Origin of the sequence: Lacrimispora sp. BS-2 (assembly GCF_040207125.1) — a bacterium.
Classification (GTDB): domain Bacteria; phylum Bacillota; class Clostridia; order Lachnospirales; family Lachnospiraceae; genus Lacrimispora.
The window spans coordinates 889,714-906,778 of sequence record NZ_CP157940.1 but is presented as its reverse complement, the minus strand read 5'-3'; the positions used below and the strand labels follow the sequence as shown (position 1 = coordinate 906,778).

16 protein-coding genes are annotated in these 17,065 nt (G+C 46.8%); 1 reads left to right on the top strand and 15 read right to left on the bottom strand.

Annotated elements, in window-relative coordinates; genetic code table 11:
- Position 1: 1 nt before the first annotated feature.
- From mutY to ABFV83_RS04330, 9 genes are all read right to left on the bottom strand, one after another.
- Positions 2-1,099 (bottom strand): A/G-specific adenine glycosylase, encoded by a 1,098-nt coding sequence (gene mutY, locus ABFV83_RS04370; protein WP_349947723.1) that lies wholly within the window; start codon positions 1,097-1,099, stop codon positions 2-4.
- Positions 1,099-2,076, bottom strand: coding sequence for a biotin--[acetyl-CoA-carboxylase] ligase (locus ABFV83_RS04365; protein ID WP_349947722.1), 978 nt, complete (start codon positions 2,074-2,076; stop codon positions 1,099-1,101). The genes mutY and ABFV83_RS04365 overlap by 1 nt, the downstream gene beginning before the upstream one ends.
- 5 nt (positions 2,077-2,081) lie before the next feature.
- A complete protein-coding gene (locus ABFV83_RS04360; protein WP_349947721.1) occupies positions 2,082-2,390 on the bottom strand; it encodes a DUF6637 family protein in 309 nt (102 codons plus the stop codon).
- Positions 2,391-2,393: 3 nt separating this feature from the next.
- Positions 2,394-3,329, bottom strand: a complete 936-nt coding sequence (argF, locus tag ABFV83_RS04355) for an ornithine carbamoyltransferase (protein WP_349947720.1) — start codon at positions 3,327-3,329, stop codon at positions 2,394-2,396.
- 89 nt (positions 3,330-3,418) lie between these two features.
- Positions 3,419-4,564 (bottom strand): patatin-like phospholipase family protein, encoded by a 1,146-nt coding sequence (locus ABFV83_RS04350; protein WP_349947719.1) that lies wholly within the window; start codon positions 4,562-4,564, stop codon positions 3,419-3,421.
- 197 nt (positions 4,565-4,761) lie between these two features.
- Positions 4,762-5,700, bottom strand: coding sequence for an SPFH domain-containing protein (locus ABFV83_RS04345; RefSeq protein WP_349947718.1), 939 nt, complete (start codon positions 5,698-5,700; stop codon positions 4,762-4,764).
- 1 nt (position 5,701) lies between these two features.
- The gene (locus ABFV83_RS04340; RefSeq protein ID WP_349947717.1) at positions 5,702-6,142 is read right to left on the bottom strand and encodes an NfeD family protein; all 441 of its coding nucleotides are present in this window, start codon (positions 6,140-6,142) and stop codon (positions 5,702-5,704) included.
- Between the two features lie 216 nt (positions 6,143-6,358).
- The gene (locus ABFV83_RS04335; protein ID WP_349947716.1) at positions 6,359-7,138 is read right to left on the bottom strand and encodes an RNA methyltransferase; all 780 of its coding nucleotides are present in this window, start codon (positions 7,136-7,138) and stop codon (positions 6,359-6,361) included.
- Positions 7,139-7,152: 14 nt separating this feature from the next.
- Positions 7,153-9,063, bottom strand: coding sequence for an NAD(+) synthase (locus ABFV83_RS04330; protein WP_349947715.1), 1,911 nt, complete (start codon positions 9,061-9,063; stop codon positions 7,153-7,155).
- A gap of 460 nt (positions 9,064-9,523) precedes the next feature.
- Here ABFV83_RS04330 and ABFV83_RS04325 point away from each other — a divergent pair, with 460 nt between their 5' ends.
- Positions 9,524-9,964 (top strand): Rrf2 family transcriptional regulator, encoded by a 441-nt coding sequence (locus tag ABFV83_RS04325; protein ID WP_349947714.1) that lies wholly within the window; start codon positions 9,524-9,526, stop codon positions 9,962-9,964.
- Between the two features lie 62 nt (positions 9,965-10,026).
- Here ABFV83_RS04325 and ABFV83_RS04320 read toward each other — a convergent pair whose 3' ends face one another.
- The 6 genes from ABFV83_RS04320 to ABFV83_RS04295 all read right to left on the bottom strand — a co-directional run bounded on the left by ABFV83_RS04320 (position 10,027) and on the right by ABFV83_RS04295 (position 17,054).
- Complete coding sequence (locus ABFV83_RS04320) at positions 10,027-10,179, bottom strand: hypothetical protein (protein WP_349947713.1); 153 nt, start codon at positions 10,177-10,179, stop codon at positions 10,027-10,029.
- A gap of 206 nt (positions 10,180-10,385) precedes the next feature.
- Positions 10,386-11,753: a sodium-dependent transporter gene (locus ABFV83_RS04315; RefSeq protein ID WP_349947712.1), complete on the bottom strand. Its 1,368-nt coding sequence runs from the start codon at positions 11,751-11,753 to the stop codon at positions 10,386-10,388.
- Between the two features lie 180 nt (positions 11,754-11,933).
- On the bottom strand, positions 11,934-14,300 hold the full coding sequence (locus tag ABFV83_RS04310; RefSeq protein ID WP_349947711.1) for a ribonucleoside triphosphate reductase: 2,367 nt from the start codon (positions 14,298-14,300) through the stop codon (positions 11,934-11,936).
- A 214-nt stretch (positions 14,301-14,514) separates the two neighbouring features.
- On the bottom strand, positions 14,515-15,786 hold the full coding sequence (gene hflX, locus ABFV83_RS04305; RefSeq protein WP_349947710.1) for a GTPase HflX: 1,272 nt from the start codon (positions 15,784-15,786) through the stop codon (positions 14,515-14,517).
- 13 nt (positions 15,787-15,799) lie between these two features.
- On the bottom strand, positions 15,800-16,579 hold the full coding sequence (locus tag ABFV83_RS04300) for a tetratricopeptide repeat protein (RefSeq protein ID WP_349947709.1): 780 nt from the start codon (positions 16,577-16,579) through the stop codon (positions 15,800-15,802).
- Positions 16,580-16,616: 37 nt separating this feature from the next.
- Positions 16,617-17,054: a dUTP diphosphatase gene (locus ABFV83_RS04295; RefSeq protein WP_349947708.1), complete on the bottom strand. Its 438-nt coding sequence runs from the start codon at positions 17,052-17,054 to the stop codon at positions 16,617-16,619.
- Positions 17,055-17,065: the final 11 nt, after the last annotated feature.

Genomic DNA, 17,065 nt, shown 5'->3' with positions numbered 1-17,065 from the left:
ATCACCTGATCAACTTTGTATACGCCTTAAATGCACCTGGCAAAGAATAAGTTTTTTTTAAGTCTTCTGCAGTGACCCATAAAAAATCTCCGTCGGGCCGTTCCCCAAGTTCAATTCGAAATCCTATCATATGCCATTCCACATGGCTGAACACATGCTTTGCAGGGGGAAGTGGAGTAATTGCAGCCTCCTTCACTCCCAACTGGTCAAGCAGAGCTTTCCCTTCCAAGTGTCCCTCCACATTGGGGAACTCGTAAAGAGAAGCCAGTAACCCTGTGTCCTCCCGCTTACGAATGGCAACCCGTCCATCCTGCCATAGAAGCATTACCGTCTTATCTTCCATCCTGCGGGCCTTTTTAGGTGTTTTTACCGGAATCTCACCGGTAAGGTCCTTGATCCTGGCAACGCAGATTGAAGCCAGGGGACACTGGCCGCATAAGGGCGAACCGTTTGGTACACAGACAATCGCTCCGATTTCAATGAGTCCCTGATTATAAGAGCTGGAGGCCTGTTCTGGCATTACTGCCTTTAATTCCTCTTCCATACGGCGTTTGACTGACTGCTTTAAAATATCTTCCCTGCTGCCTGTTACCCTGGAAACCACCCGTAAAACATTGCCGTCAACTGCCGGGACCGGAATGCCAAAAGCTATAGACGCAATAGCACCTGCGGTATAAGACCCGATCCCCGGAAGCTTTTTAAGCTCCTCGTAGGATGCCGGAAGCTCTCCGTCGTATTGTTCTACAAGAAGCTCTGCTGTTTTCTTTAGATTTTTTGCCCTGCTGTAATAACCAAGGCCTTCCCAGAGTTTGAGCAACCGGTCTTCCGGCACTGCCGCCAGATCATGGATTCCCGGTAAAGCCTCCATAAAGCGCTCAAAATACGGCTTTACTGCCTCCACTCTGGTCTGCTGGAGCATAATTTCCGATATCCATACCCGGTATGGCTCCGGCTTATCTCTCCATGGAAGGGCCCTGGCATGCTCCCTGTACCAGGACAAAAGCGGGCGTTCCATAGACTTTAAACGCTCCCTTGTGTCCAGTTCTTTTTCCTGAGGCTCTAAAACCTGTAATTTGTCATAAAGCGAATGGTTCTTCATTACACATATCCATAGATTCCCCGGACAGATACCTCTCCGGAAATCACATGTCTTACCTCTCCCGGTTTTACTTCCACAAGAAGCTCGCCCTTTTCGTTGATTCCCAGGGCCTTGCCAATATAATCACCAGATCTGTCCAGAACTCTTACTTCCTTTCCTGCATTGACCATATGCTTATTATAGACACTTATCAGCCCGGATAAATCACCCTGGCTGATAAATTCTTCATAATATTGTTCAAAAGCCTCCATAATAGCGGCAACCAGCCTGCTTCTTCTCACTTTTTCTCCTGTTTCCAGAAGCAGGGAGGTTGCCCTTTCCCTTACTTCTTCCGGAAATTCCTCCATATTGACGTTGATTCCGATCCCTACAACAACATAATGGATTCCTTCCAGCTCGGCACTCATTTCCGTCAAAATGCCGCACAGCTTTTTCCCGTTTGCCACAATATCATTGGGCCACTTAATGCCGGCAGCAAGGCCTGTTACGTTCTTTATCCCGTCATAGACCGCCAGGGCGGCCACCAGCGTTATCATGGAAGCGGAAGCAGGAAGAATATCCGGCCTTAAGATCAGGCTCATAAATATGTTCTTCCCGGAAGGGGACACCCAGGCGCGCCCTCTTCTGCCCCGCCCTGCGCTCTGGCAGTCGGACACAACCAGGGTCCCGGAGGTGGCCCCTTCCTCTGCCAGACGCCTGGCTCTTATATTGGTAGAATCAATGACCTGGTGGTATTCCACCTCCCGGCCAAAATTCCCCTTGATGCAGCTTTTTATCTCCGTTTTCGTCATTATATCACAAGAACCGATGAAATGATACCCTTTATTTCGAACCGCCTCAATTTGATATCCTTCTTCTTCAAGCTGACGGATGACTTTCCAGATGGCCGTCCTGGAAACCCCAAAACGGACGCACAGCTCCTGACCGGATAAGTAACCATCACTTTCCTTTAGCAGCTTAAGAATCTCTATTTTCAATGATATCACCCCCACCAGATGCTCACCGCACTGATCACAGTAAGAGCGATAAGAAGGACTCCGAACATAAGGACAGCCATACCTGCCGCTTTTTTCTTTTTCTCCCGGCCGCTAAGTCTGATCTTATAAATCCCGTTGACCAGGTTAAGGGCGCCGGCCAGAAAAAATATTACCGGAAACAAAAACATATGATCTTCCGGGTTTAAAAACGATATGACAGCCAATGTTACGATCAGAATTCCCACTATAATATGGAGGACATCCACAATCATGGAAGCGTTTCTCAAGCTTTTTCCTCGTTCTTGTATATACATGTTCTACTCTCCTAATGTTGCCACCATTACCGCCTTAATGGTATGCATTCTATTTTCTGCTTCGTCAAATACCACAGATGCAGCCGATTCAAAAACCTCTTCTGTCACTTCATTTCCTTTGACAGCCGGCAGGCAGTGCATGAATATGGTAGTGTCTTTCCCTGTTTTCTCCATCAGTTCCTTATTCACCTGATAAGGCTTTAAAAGTGCAATACGCTGGGCAGCCTTGTCCTCTTCTCCCATAGAACACCACACATCAGTATAAATGGTATCCGCAGCTTTAACCGCAGCTGTGTCCTCTGTGAGAGTGATGGTACTTCCGCTTTCCTTGGCATAGCCCTGGCATAATTCCACCAGTTCCTCCTTCGGCCAAAGATTCTTTGGGGCCAGGATGGTAAAATGAACGCCCATCTTGCTCATTCCGATCATCAGGCTGTTAGCCATGTTATTGCGCCCGTCTCCCGCATATACGAAACGAAGGCCCTTCAGATATCCGAAATGTTCTTTCATGGTGAGAAGGTCAGCCAGGATCTGGGTTGGATGATAGTCATCGGTCAGCCCGTTCCACACGGGAACACCTGCATATTTTGCCAGATCTTCCACGGTCTTATGCTTAAATCCGCGGAATTCGATCCCGTCAAACACCCTTCCCAAAACTCTTGCCGTATCTTCCACGCTTTCCTTGTGTCCCAGCTGAATATCATCTTTTCCTAAATATTCCGGATGTGCGCCTTCATCGACCGCAGCTACCACAAAAGAGCATCTGGTGCGGGTTGACGGTTTTTCAAAAATAAGGGCAATGTTTTTTCCCTTTAAGGAGCTGCCCGTGATCCCCTGTTTTTTCTTAGCTTTTAAGTCAGCGGCTAAGTCCAGCAGGTATCCAATCTCTTCCGGTGAATAATCCTTTAATGTGATAAAATTTCTTCCTTTTAAGTTCATATTGCATCCTCCGCTTTTCTGTTTGTATTTTTATACATCATTATAGTGTATAGCGCATAGTTATGCAATACTTTTTTTATTTTTGTATATTAATGCATTAAGGGAATATGGAGCTTCTTTCTGATCTCCTCTATCAGCTGATCCACTGTGTAGATCCGAAAGCGTTTGATCTTCAAGCGTTTCGCCAGGTCTTCCAGCAGACCCAGGTACATATCCTTGTAATCCCAGTCCTCTTTCAGCTTAAATTCCTCAGCCAGCTTGGGGAATAATTTTTCAGTAAATGCACGGTATCCCGTCAGTGCTGCTATTCCCTCTTCATTAAGGGTATCCTGCATATACATTTTAAATAATTCCACTTCAGACATCATCTTATCAAAATAATAAGGTTCCGTATTTGGTGCATCAATATAATAAATACGCCCGCAAAGGCCATATAAGAACCTTTTTGCATCAAAATATCCCAAAGTCATATTTTTTCTGGTGTGTCTTTTATCAAACGCCAGGATTCCCCCAAGGTCCTGCCTGGGCGCAATGTGGTACACACGGATTCCCTCCGGGATCTCAGTGACCCGTTCCTTGTCAAACCCCAGGCCATAGATGCGGATCACAATGATATCTTCATACCCGTGATCAAGAAGGACATTGATGGGGACATTGTTGACTCCTCCGCCATCCATATACCTTTTTCCGCCCAGCTTTTCATTTTTAAAAGCCAGGAAGTAGGCGCTGGCTAACAGCATATCCTTGATGGATCCTGCATCACCGTTTATGATATCTTCGGCCACTTCCTTCCTGTCTGAAACCGAATAAGTCACGGTAAAAAGCTCCTTGCCTGAATTTCTGAGCTTTTCCTCATCTCCCACCACTTCTTCAATGAGACTTTTCAGAGGAGTGATATCAAATCCCCCATCCTTTACGATCTGCAGTCCGCTGCTTATGAGCTCCTGGAAATTTAAGGATCTAAAATCCTTTTCCTTTAAGGCCTTTATGTTGTCATCGTTTACCGACATGACATGGGAGTATTCAATGTTCTTCCATATCTCTTCCGCCCGTTCCAGATCATCCATGCAAATGAGAGCGCCGTTTAAGGAGCCCACAGAAACACCTGCCACTCCCTTGATCTTTACTCCGGCTTCCCGCAGAGCCTTCCACGCACCGATCTGATAAGCTCCCTTGGCCCCTCCGCCTTCAAGCACCAGTCCATACTCCCTGCTTAAATCCAGTTTCAGTTCCATAAGCCCTCCTTAAAGACTATCTAAGGAAATACCCTGGGGGTATATACCTTTATGCCCAAAAAGCATGGGCAGAATCAGAGAAATTATGCCAAAAACGCAGCAAGAGGGCATCTGCCCCCTGCTGCGGTATGTTTAAATGGAAGTCCGGCTGAACCTCCGGCTTACCAAACTACTGATTTCCTGAATTCAGGTCTCAATCATTCCTTCAAACTCTTCGGGATCTCCGTAATGGAAGAAACCAGCCCGGCCAGGCCTTGAATATCAGAAGGGATAATGATTTTGGTCGCCTTGCCGTCAGCAGCAGCCTTAAATGCCTCCAGGCTCTTAAGAACTAAGACCGCCTGATCTGCACCTGCGTCCTTGACCATACGAATTCCATCGGCATTTGCCTGCTGGATCTTTAAGATGGCTTCCGCCTGGCCTTCCGCCTCACGGATCCGTTTTTCCTTTTCTGCCTCTGCACGAAGGATTGCAGCCTGCTTCTCAGCTTCCGCATCAAGAATAGCAGATTCCTTCTTTCCTTCCGCTACAAGAACAGTGGATTTCTTCTCTCCTTCTGCCCTTAAGATGGCCTCACGGCGTTCCCGCTCTGCCTTCATCTGCTTCTCCATGGCATCCTGAATCGCTGCCGGAGGCATAATATTCTTAAGCTCCACACGGTTTACCTTGATCCCCCATGGATCAGTGGCAATATCAAGGGTTTCCCTCATCTTTGCATTGATCGTTTCTCTTGAGGTAAGAGTCTGATCCAGCTCCAGGTCACCAATGATGTTACGAAGAGTCGTAGCCGTCAGATTCTCAATGGCCATGATAGGATTCTCAACGCCGTAAGCATAAAGCTTCGGGTCTGTGATCTGGAAAAATACCACCGTATCAATCCTCATGGTAACGTTATCCTTGGTAATAACCGGCTGAGGTGGAAAATCCGCTACCTGCTCTTTTAAATTGACCCTCTTGGCCACACGGTCAAGAATAGGCATCTTAATATGAACGCCTACAGACCATGTCTCAAGGAAAGCTCCCAAACGCTCTACGACCAGAGCCTGCGCCTGTGGAACGATCCTGATACAGGATGACAATAACGCCAGAATAACAATCAATATAATAATAACTGCTGTAAATCCAACAACTCCCATACTATGATTCCTCCTGATTCATACTCACAATTAATTTTACGCCTCTTATTTCCTTTACTTCCACTATAGTGCCTACCGGGTATATTCTGTTTTCCTCCAGTGCCCTTGCAGTCCATTCCTGACCGTTTAGGACCGCCGCACCTTTTCCCTCAGTGTTGTTGATTGTGACCGTAACCCTGGCACTTTTACCAATCAGACTTTCCAAATTGGTCTTTACCGTTTTCCGGTTTACATATTTTAAAGCAAAAGGCCTTGTAAAAAATAAAAGAATAAAGGACACAATTACAAACAGCGCCAGCTGCACCTGGATATTTATTCCAAACAACGCCAGCACAAATGCAACCAATGCTCCTCCCGCAAACCATACGGTCGTTAAAGCCATGGTCACCGCTTCAATTCCAAGAAGCACTACAAATGCAATAAGCCAATAGACTGCTGCCATCTTATCATTCCCCTTCCCTGCCATTGTAGGCAAAGCTGCCCGGCAAATCTATCTGTTGACATACGATATAGTTCGGCCACTTCATTCATAATCCGGCACATAGAGCATATTTTTGAAAGGCACATGTATATGCATGACGAACTATAACTATCATACTATATATTCCAGTATTTCTCAATATTTCTGCCTGTAAAAAGCCTTACAATTTTCTGACGGCTACATCCGCCGCTGCCTTGCCGCCTCAAACATCAATACAGAAGCCGCAACCGCCGCGTTTAAGGATTCCACCTTACCTTTCATGGGGATCTTTACATAAGCATCTGCCAGCGCTGCAGTTTCGTCCGTCAGGCCGTTCGCTTCATTTCCCACTAAAAACCCTGTATCAACAGTATAATCCTCTTTTTCATAATTATTCCTGCCATCTAAATGTGCTGCGTAAAGCCTGATCCCGCCGGCTTTCAATGCCTTTAAAGAAGCGGTCAAGTCTTCTGTATACACAAACGGAACACGAAAAACGGACCCCATTGTGGAACGGATTACTTTTGGATTATAAATATCCGCCGTAGTATCGCTCATAAGCACACCGGTGATGCCTGCTCCTTCCCCGGCCCTGAGAATGGTTCCTAAATTCCCCGGGTCCTGGATGTTTTCCAGAACCATCAGAAAAGAAGGACCGGGCGCAGCTAACAAGTCCGCTTCCCTGTAGGCATACTGCTTTACAAGGGCTAAGACCCCCTGAGGGGTCTGGGTATCTGACATGACCTTAAACACATCATCCGAAACAACCTCGTATTTCTTTCCCGACAAAAGCTTTTTATGGGCTTCAGCCTTTAAAAAGCCCTCTGATACAAAGACGCTGTCAATCCTGTCCGCCGGAATTTCCTTAAACATACGAAGGCCTTCCGCTACAAAGAGGCCGCTTACGTTTCTGGCTTTTGCCTTCTTTGATAGGTTCATCACCTGTTTCACCCTTGCATTGGCGCTGCTGGTTATCATAATGTACCTCTCTTTTATAAATTTTCTAGTTCTTCCAGCCACAGGCGGCTTACAGCATCGCTTGGCATGCGCAGATCTCCTCTTGGGGATACTGCCACAGAGCCCACCTTGGGTCCGTCAGGCATGCAGGAGCGCTTAAACTGCTGGCTGAAAAATCTGCGGTAAAATACCTTTAGCCATTTTAAAATAACTTCCTTCTCATATTGCCCTGAAAATGCATAGACCGCCATGCGGTAGACCTTCTCCGGCCGGCAGCCAAACCTTAAGATCTGGTACAGGAAGAAATCATGAAGTTCATAAGGGCCTACCAGGTCTTCTGTTTTCTGGGCAATTTCCCCGTTCTGGGGCGGAAGGAGCTCCGGGCTTACAGGCGTGTCCAGAACATCCAGAAGCACACCGCTTAAAGCCTCTTCCCCGCAGGTGTCCGCATAGTAGCGTACCAGATGGCGTACCAGGGTCTTGGGCACCGAAGAGTTGACCCCATACATGGACATATGGTCGCCGTTATAGGTCGCCCAGCCAAGAGCCAGTTCAGACATGTCCCCTGTTCCAATGACCATTCCGTTTAGTTTATTTGCCATATCCATCAGAACCTGGGTTCTCTCCCTTGCCTGGGAATTCTCATAGGTTATATCATGGACATCTTCCCTCTGTCCGATATCCCGGAAATGAAGGCTTACGGCTTCCCTGATGTTTACCTCTGTAAGCTCTGCTCCAAGTGTATTGGTCAGCGTGCAGGCGTTCTGATACGTACGGTCCGTTGTTCCGAAGCAGGGCATGGTCACCGCATGGATCTGATTTCTGGGGATTCCCAGCATGTCAAAGGCGCGGACTGTCACAAGAAGCGCCAGGGTCGAATCCAGTCCTCCGGAAATCCCTATGACCCCATGCTTACAGCCGGTGTGGGCAAGCCTCTTTTTTAAGCCCATGGCCTGTATGGAGAGAATCTCCTCACACCTTCTGTTCCTCTCCTCCTCATTGTCCGGGACAAAGGGTCTTGGATCTATAAATCTCTTTAAGTCCAGTTCCTCCTGCTTCATTTTAAAGGAAACCAGGGTATAATCCTTTTGGTCTGCCTGGGGAAACGTGGTCATGCGGCGTCTTTCATGAATCAGTCTGTCTAAGTCCATATCCCCGTATATGATCCCATTTCCAAAACGTTTGGATTCTGCAAGGAGAGATCCGTCTTCCGCAATCAGGTTCTGACCGCCGAACACCAGATCCTGAGTGGATTCTCCCTCTCCTGCGTTGGCATAGATGAAGCCGCATACCAGGCTGGCGGAATGTCCTGCGATAAGGCTTCTCCGGTAAATATCCTTTCCCGTTGTCTCGTCGCTGGCGGAACAGTTTACAATCACCGTTGCACCGGCCATGGCATGGCGGATGGATGGGGGATTTGGAACCCATGCATCTTCACAGATCTCTGCTGCCACCACAAGCTGGGGAATGTCCTCACATGCAAAAAGAATATTGGTGCCCATGGGAATCAGCTCATCCTCCCATTTTACCATCACCGGTACTTCGTTTCCCGGCTGGAAATAACGCAGCTCATAAAACTCTGAATAATTGGGCAGATTCGTCTTGGGAACGATTCCAAGAATCCTTCCGTTTTGAACGGCAACAGCCGTATTGTAAAGCTTTCCGCCCCATTCCCAGGGTGTGCCTATAAAGCACAAAAGATCGTGGCCTTCTGTTGCCTTTAAAATCTCCTTAAGCTCTTTCCCAGCCTTTTTTAACAGGGCGTCCTGCCCGAATAAATCGCCGCAGGTATAGGCCGTAAGGCAGAGTTCCGGAAACACCATGAGCTTTGCATGCCTTTCAATTCCTTTTTTAATCAGCTCACAAATCCGTTCTCTGTTAAATTCCGGGTCTGCTACCTTTACATCAGGGGTTGCCGCGGCAACCCGGATATATCCATGTTTCATCTCTTTTATCTCCTATCGATTCATTGGTACCCTCTGGTATTCACTTGGCCTTTAAGCTGTAAATGCAGTCCCCCGCCATGGTTGTTATCCATATTATCGGAAGCAAACAGCTCTTCCGATAGTCGGATAGATGGCAGCAAAGAACACTGCCTTTTATCAGAAATCTGAAAGGCGATTTCTGATAACTTATAATATTATAGGATAACACTACAAGACCGTTCCAAAACTGGGGAAAAATGGCACCGGCAGATTAATGCAGATCATACGCAGAAAGAACATGTTCAAAGATCAGGTTTGTACTTTGCTTCTATTTCCAATTCCCCAATGAGTATTAGTATACATCCATTTCCATAAATTGGGAAGCCGGATAATTTAAGGTTTACTTTTCAAGTCGTTTCGTGTACAATATTTTTATATCCTACTAAACAGATAAGAATAATTAGGAAGGAGATTTTTAACCATGAAATTTTCTACCAAGGGACGTTATGCCCTTCGTATGATGCTTGAATTTGCGCTTCATCCGGGGGAATGCACAAAGATCAATCAGGTGGCGGAACGCCAGGAAATATCCGATAAATACTTAGAGCAGATTGTTACCATCTTAAGCAGGGCCGGATATGTGAAAAGCAGAAGAGGCGCCCAGGGCGGATATTATCTGACAAAGGATCCTTCGGAATATACCGTTGGCATGATTCTGCGCCTTGCAGAGGGAAGTCTGGTTCCCGTAACATGTCTGGAGGATGAAATCAATCCCTGCAGCCGTTCCCAGATTTGTGCCACTCTCATGGTATGGAAAAAACTGGATCATGCAATCTCTGATGTGGTAGACAGCATTACCTTGGCAGATCTGGTGGAAGAACAAAAAAGGCTGGATGGCCAGGCAGGCTATTACGAAATCTAAACAAGGTGTAAAAAGTTCGTGTGCTCCCAAATCAAGGGGAAACACGAACTTTTTAAAACTGATCATGCCTTTCCGTTTAAAACCCCATGGAATATATCCCGGAAAGCAGAATCGTTTTCCAGGAAAACATCTGCCAGAAGGGGAGCAAAATGGCTGATATTGGAATCTTTTCCGCTTCCAGCCCATTTTTCATGATGGCAAAGGGTAATTTCCATACCAGCCTTGCTAATGTCGTGCAAAGGATAAGCGGAAATGACCTCTTGAGGAAAAGCAGCTTCCTGCAGCCAGGTACGGTTGCAAGACAGAGGAAAAACGGATAAGAAAGACAAAACAACAGTATAGAGGCCCGCAGGTCTGAACCTGCGGGCCTCTTTTCGTAACGATACATAATTCTGCTTCAAAGCAGCTATCTCATCAGCCTTTAAAAGAATTTAGCAACATAGCCCTGGATAAAGATCACCAGAACAATGACCGGCAGAACCAATGTTACATAAGCCTTTGCCCATCGCGGAAAACGGATTCCCTTTCCTTCATTGGCTTCCTTCATGAAATTCTCAAATCCCCAGCCGTATCTGCTGGTGCAGAAAGCAAGATAGACCAGACTTCCCAGAGGAAGCAGGTTGTTACTGATAATAAAGTCTTCCAGGTCCAGAACATTGCTTCCTTCGCCAAAGGGCATAAAACCGCTCCACACATTAAATCCCAGTACACAAGGCAGGGATAATATGATAATGGCGGCTGCATTCAGCCACACTGCCTTTTTTATGGTACATCCGGTCAGATCTGTGGCAAAAGAAACAATATTCTGGAAAACCGCAATTACCGTGGAAATAGCAGCAAATGACATAAAAAGGAAGAACAGGCTTCCCAACAGCCTTCCGCCTGCCATGTTGTTAAATACATTGGGCAGAGTCACAAAAACCAGCTTAGGTCCCTGGCCCGGTTCAATCTGAAATGCAAAGCAGGCAGGAAAAATAATAAGTCCCGCCATAAAGGCCACAAAGGTGTCCAGAACCGCCACACTGATGGCTTCTCCGGCCAGCCTGCGTTCCTTGCCTATGTAGCTTCCAAAGATGGCAAGAGCTCCGATCCCAATGCTTAAGGTGAAAAAGGCCTGTCCCATGGCAGCAAATATGACTTCACCAATCCCTGCCTCCCTGATCTTACCGAAATCAGGCTTTAAATAAAATTCCAGTCCTGCCCTGCTGTTTTCCATGAACACGGAATGAACAGCAAGTATGGCCATTAAGCCCAAAAGACATACCATCATTAATTTTGTGATCTTTTCTACGCCTCCCTGAAGCCCTCTGGCACAAATAGAAAAGCAGCCTACAACCATGATGATCATAAAAATTCCCATGAGAACAGGATTTGCCAGCATGTTCCCAAACTCTGCGGCTACCCCTTCCGCATCAAGGCCCACAAAATCTCCCTTTGCCATCTTTAAAAAATATAAGACCATCCAGCCGGAAACCGTGGTGTAAAACATCATCAGAATGTAATTTCCCGCCATTCCCAGGTATTTGGCATAATGCCATTTGCTTCCTTCAGGCTCCAGTACATCATAGGACAAAGCAACGCTCTTCTGGCTGGCACGCCCTACGGCAAACTCCATTACCACAATAGGCAGCCCCAAAATAAGCAGGAACACCGCGTAAATCAAAACAAAAGCTGCTCCTCCATACTGGCCCACAATATAAGGAAAACGCCAGACGTTTCCCAGGCCAATGGCACATCCTGCTGAAATCAGTATAAATCCCAGGCGGGATGAAAACTTTTCTCTTCCCATCTTTTTAAGCTCCTCTTCAGTCACATGTTATCTTCAATCATTCCAAACAGGGCCGGTCATTTTCATATTCCGCCACCCCCTCTTTTTTGAAACGGAAAAAGATTCCATGCCATTATAGCATAGAATCTTTTCACTGACTACCATATCTTAATGACGGACCGACAAAGGATTGAAGTCATTTCACCTGGTCCTGCCTTCCGCAAATTTCCTGATTTCAGAGGCATTTGTGATCTTTTTTACCTGGCCGTTCTTTATGACCACCAAAGTAGGTGCCTGCATGATTCCAAACTTTGTGGCAAGCTCTGCATTCTCCTCGGCATCTACCACCTCATAATCCATATTTTGTAAAAACTGTTTTGCAATCCGGCAATTAGGGCAGGTTTTGGTTGTAAAGAGATAGGTCCCGGCCGGGATCTCCGCTTTTTTCATTGCTGCCTTATCCCCATTTTCCCTTAAAGCTCCCTTTTTCAGTACAGAATGGAAAGGATCGTAGGCTGTCCGGTTCTTATATTCCTGAGTTTTTCCCTCATTCCAGTTCTGCACCGGACGGTAGTAGCCGGTGATCCGGCTGTATACCTCAGCTTTTTTTCCGCAGACCGGGCATACCTTATGTTCGCCGGAAAGATATCCGTGCTCCGAACAAATGGAATAGGTTGGCGACAATGTATAATAAGGCAGCTTGAAATTCTCTGCAATGGTGTGCACCAGCTTTGCTGCTGCTTCCCAGTCAGGAAGCTTTTCACCCAGAAATGCATGGAATACGGTTCCTGATGTATAGAGGGTCTGCAGCTCATCCTGAATCTCAAGGGCATCAAAGATATCTGCCGTATAATCCACAGGAAGGTGGGAGCTGTTTGTATAATAAGGAGTATCCCCCGGATTTCCGGCTGTTATGATATCCGGATAATGCTTCTTGTCATGCTTTGCCAGCCGGTATGTGGTGGACTCGGCAGGAGTTGCCTCCAGGTTGTAGAGGTCTCCGTACATCTCCTGGTAATCTGACAGCCTTTCCCGCATGTGATTTAACACATCCTTTGTGAACTGTCTTGTTTTTTCACTTGTCAGATCCTGCCCCAGCCATTTGGAGTTTAAGCCGACTTCGTTCATTCCGATGAGACCGATGGTGGAAAAATGATTTCCAAAGCTGCCCAGATAACGTTTTGTATAAGGATAAAGCCCCTGATTCAAAAGCTTTGTTATGACTTCACGCTTGGTTTTTAATGACCGGGCCGAAATATCCATCATATGATCCAGACGCTTGTAAAAATCGGCCTCATTCTGGGAAAGATAAGCGATCCTTGGCATGTTGATGGTCACAACGCCCACGGAACCGGTACTTTCGCCGGAACCGAAGAAGCCTCCGGTCTTTCTCCTAAGCTCCCTTAAATCCAGGCGCAGACGGCAGCACATACTCCTTACATCGCTTGGTTCCATATCGCTGTTAATGTAGTTTGAGAAGTAAGGGGTTCCGTATTTGGAGGTCATTTCAAACAGCAGCCGGTTGTTCTCCGTATTGGACCAGTCAAAATCCCTGGTAATGGAGTAAGTAGGAATGGGATACTGGAAGCCCCGCCCATTGGCGTCTCCCTCTATCATGGTTTCAATAAAGGCCTTATTGATCATGTCCATCTCAGCCTTGCAGTCCTTATACTTAAAGTCCGCCTCTTTTCCTCCGACAATGGCATTAAGCTCCGCCATATCGGCAGGAACGGTCCAGTCCAGGGTAATATTGGAGAAAGGAGCCTGAGTTCCCCAGCGGCTTGGCGTATTCACACCATAAATAAAGGATTCAACGCATTTTTTCACTTCCCGGTAGGATAAGTGATCAGCCTTTACAAAAGGAGCCAGATAAGTATCAAAAGAGGAAAAGGCCTGGGCTCCTGCCCATTCATTCTGCATGATCCCCAGGAAATTGACCATCTGGTTGCAAAGTACGGATAAATGCTTTGCAGGGGAAGAAGTGATCTTTCCCGGTATTCCGCCAAGCCCCTCTAAAAGGAGCTGCTTTAAGGACCAGCCGGCACAGTAACCGGTGAGCATGGATAAATCGTGAATATGGACATCCGCATTTCTGTGGGCATTTGCAATCTCCTGGTCATAAATTTCAGACAGCCAGTAATTAGCCGTAACCGCACCGGAGTTACTTAAGATCAGCCCTCCAACGGAATAGGTGACAGTGGAATTTTCCTTGACACGCCAGTCCTCTACCTTTACGTAGCTGTTTACCACAGCCTTGTAATCCAGAATGGTATCCTTCATATTCCGTATTTTTTCTCTCTGTTTCCTGTATAAAATATAAGCCTTTGCCACATCGGTATATCCCGCCTGCTCAAGAACGTGTTCCACACTGTCCTGAATCTGTTCTACCGTAACTTCTCCTCCTGACATCTTCCCCTGAAAATCAGCAGTTACCCGAAGAGACAGCAATTCCAGTATTTCATTATTAAACTCCTTTTGAGTGGCCTTAAATGCTTTTTTAATCGCTTCCGTGATTTTATTCAGACTGAATTCAGCACTTTCCCCATCTCTCTTTACCACCTGGATCATATAACTAAACTCCTTTCCACTTTCCTGCCCGGTAAGCAGGGCGTTCCTCTGCAAAACCCCTTATAACTTTTCTATAACTAAATAGACGGTGCCAAAAGCGGCACCTTTTGCAAGAAGCCAGAGCCGGCTTCTCACAGGTATATTATACCAGAAGAAAAGAAAAAACACAATATGTAGTTTGGTTTTTTAACACCAATCCACATATTGTGTTTTTTTAATCATCAACAACATCGGCATTGTTTGCCAGAGAGGCAAACAGTTCCGATGGCACATAGGCATTCACCAGAATTCCGTCTTCCTGATACTCTTCCTTTAACAACTGGCCGTATTTGCGGATCAGCTGGATTTTCCCGGCTTCCTTATAGGAATAAACCTTTTCTAAATACACCTTCTGGTTTCTGAGAATGGTTTCTAAAAGATTTAAAAGTTCATCCAGTCCTTCTCCTGTTTTAGCGGATATCCTCACCTGATGGTCTGAAGAAACATCCTTAAGGATCGTGCCGCCCTCTGCCGCGTCGATCTTATTGAACACGGTAACCATGATCTTATCACAAACACCAAGCTCCCTCAAGGTCTCGTATACAACATACATCTGCATATCCATCTGAGGATTGGAACAATCCACCACATGAAGGATAATATCGCTGTATTTGGCTTCCTCCAGGGTACTTTTAAATGCTTCGATCAAATGATGGGGAAGCTTTCTGATAAATCCTACGGTGTCTGTTAAAAGGAGCTGCTGACCGCCTGGCAGGCTTAAATTCCTGGTCGTGGGATCCAGGGTGGCAAACAGCTTATCCTCAGCCAGTATCCCGGCATCTGTAAGCCTGTTTAACAGGGTGGATTTCCCGGCATTGGTATAGCCAACGATGGCGGCAGTCGGTACATGATTTTTATCCCTCTGCTGCCTGACAACTTCTCTGTGACGCTTCACATCCTCTAAATCAGCCTTTAGCATTCCGATCCTGTCATGAATCAGACGGCGGTCCATTTCCAGTTTTTTCTCTCCAGGTCCCCGGGTGCCGATTCCTCCTCCCAGACGGGATAAGGAACTTCTAAGGCCAACCAGACGGGCTGACCGGTACTTTAGCTGAGCCAGTTCCACCTGGATTTTTCCTTCTCTGGTCGTGGCTCTGGAAGCAAAAATATCCAGAATCACCATGGTCCGGTCCATGATCTTGGTATCCAGGGCCTCTTCCAAATTACGAAGCTGGGCCGGAGACAATTCATCGTCGCAGACAATTCCGGTTGCATCAAGCTCCCAGATGCGGTCCTTTATTTCCCCAATCTTTCCCTTGCCCAGATAAGTCCCCGGATGAATCCTCTCCCGGTTCTGGATCACCTTATCCACGGTAACGGCTCCTGCCGTTTTCACCAGTTCTTCCAGCTCATCAAGAGACGCCTGCCCGTCATTCTCATCCCCGGTACTGACTGCCACCAGGATCACCCGTTCTTCTACTTCCTTTAACTCAATCAGTTCTGCCATCAATCGTTCCAACCTATCTTGTTTTTAAAAATGTGATCTCCCGCTCCGCTTCCTCATCAGGGCCGTGGGCTGAGACATACTGCTGCATCAGATCCAGGGCTGCTTTAAATTCACCTTTACGCTCCTTGGCAACAGCCTGGTTAAATAAAAGTTCCGGAACCTCTGAACTGTCGGCTGCTGAAAGGCCCTTATTAAAGTATTCAGCCGCTCCATCCCAGTCCTCTCCGGACATCTTGCATAAGCCTATCCGGTTATAAAGCTGGGCGCTTTCTTCCCCGCCCTTAAGGGCTTCCTCATAGAGGCTCATGGCATCAGATGCCGTTCCTGCCTTTTCCATGGCCGCCCCTGCGGCCAGCAAGGCTTTCAGCCTGCCCGGCGCTTTCTTTTCGGCATCCAGTTCAGCACTTCGCTTATAGTCTTCTATGGCACCGTTTAAATCTCCGGCCCCTGCTCTGGAAACGGAACGCAGATTTAAATATTCCGGCCGCTCACGGTCTACCTTTATGAGTATGCCATAGGTGTCTGCAGCGGAAGAATAATCCCCTGCCAGGTATTCGGCTTCTGCCCTGTACTTTAACACATCCACATCAAACTTTCCTACCAGTCCTTTGGAGGAATTGATGGCCTGGTCAAAGGCTTCCACGGCACTGTCATAGTTGCCCTGGTCAAGAGCTTCGATTCCCGCGGCCCGGTAAGAATATTTGTTTTCCTTTTTCCCGCAGCCGCCTGCTGCTATGACAACTGCCAGTGCAAGTCCAAGGATTACAGTCCCGTAACCTGTCTTTCTTCTCATGCTATTATCTCCTTTTAAGGAAGTTCAATTCAAGAATTTATTGTTTTCCCGTGCTTCCATGGCCGCCACGGTCCTCATGCCCTAAAAGTTCCACTTCTTCAAAACATAAGGCAGGCTGATGCTCCATAATACGGAACTGGCAGATGCGGTCATTTACATGAATAACCGTATCCCGGAGCGCATAGGCCGGGAAGAACCACTGGTCATTATCACCGCAGTATGTTTCATCAATGATTCCCATGCTGTTAGTCTGGATCACACCGTAATTTTTAAACGTGCTGCTTCTTGGAACCACATGGGCTTCAAATCCGGCCGGAAGTTCCATGGCAATCCCCAGAGGGATCAGCTTGAACTCGCCTGCCTTTATCTCCACTTCCTGTGCCGCCCGCAGGTCAATCCAGTCGGATTTCCCGTCTATGTAGCGTAAACGTTCGATTTTATCAGTAAAATATTTTATTCTTATGGCTTGTGTCACCTTTTTTCCTC

Coding starts and splice junctions, on each gene's coding strand:
- ABFV83_RS04325 (WP_349947714.1), top strand. CDS start 9,524: ATGAAATTTTCTACCAAGGGACGTTATGCCCTTCGTATGATGCTTGAA.
- mutY (WP_349947723.1), bottom strand. CDS start 1,099: ATGAAGAACCATTCGCTTTATGACAAATTACAGGTTTTAGAGCCTCAG.
- ABFV83_RS04330 (WP_349947715.1), bottom strand. CDS start 9,063: ATGAAACATGGATATATCCGGGTTGCCGCGGCAACCCCTGATGTAAAG.
- ABFV83_RS04335 (WP_349947716.1), bottom strand. CDS start 7,138: ATGATAACCAGCAGCGCCAATGCAAGGGTGAAACAGGTGATGAACCTA.
- ABFV83_RS04310 (WP_349947711.1), bottom strand. CDS start 14,300: ATGATCCAGGTGGTAAAGAGAGATGGGGAAAGTGCTGAATTCAGTCTG.
- ABFV83_RS04340 (WP_349947717.1), bottom strand. CDS start 6,142: ATGGCAGCAGTCTATTGGCTTATTGCATTTGTAGTGCTTCTTGGAATT.
- ABFV83_RS04315 (WP_349947712.1), bottom strand. CDS start 11,753: ATGGGAAGAGAAAAGTTTTCATCCCGCCTGGGATTTATACTGATTTCA.
- ABFV83_RS04345 (WP_349947718.1), bottom strand. CDS start 5,700: ATGGGAGTTGTTGGATTTACAGCAGTTATTATTATATTGATTGTTATT.
- hflX (WP_349947710.1), bottom strand. CDS start 15,786: ATGGCAGAACTGATTGAGTTAAAGGAAGTAGAAGAACGGGTGATCCTG.
- argF (WP_349947720.1), bottom strand. CDS start 3,329: ATGAACTTAAAAGGAAGAAATTTTATCACATTAAAGGATTATTCACCG.
- ABFV83_RS04320 (WP_349947713.1), bottom strand. CDS start 10,179: ATGGAAATTACCCTTTGCCATCATGAAAAATGGGCTGGAAGCGGAAAA.
- ABFV83_RS04300 (WP_349947709.1), bottom strand. CDS start 16,579: ATGAGAAGAAAGACAGGTTACGGGACTGTAATCCTTGGACTTGCACTG.
- ABFV83_RS04360 (WP_349947721.1), bottom strand. CDS start 2,390: ATGTATATACAAGAACGAGGAAAAAGCTTGAGAAACGCTTCCATGATT.
- ABFV83_RS04350 (WP_349947719.1), bottom strand. CDS start 4,564: ATGGAACTGAAACTGGATTTAAGCAGGGAGTATGGACTGGTGCTTGAA.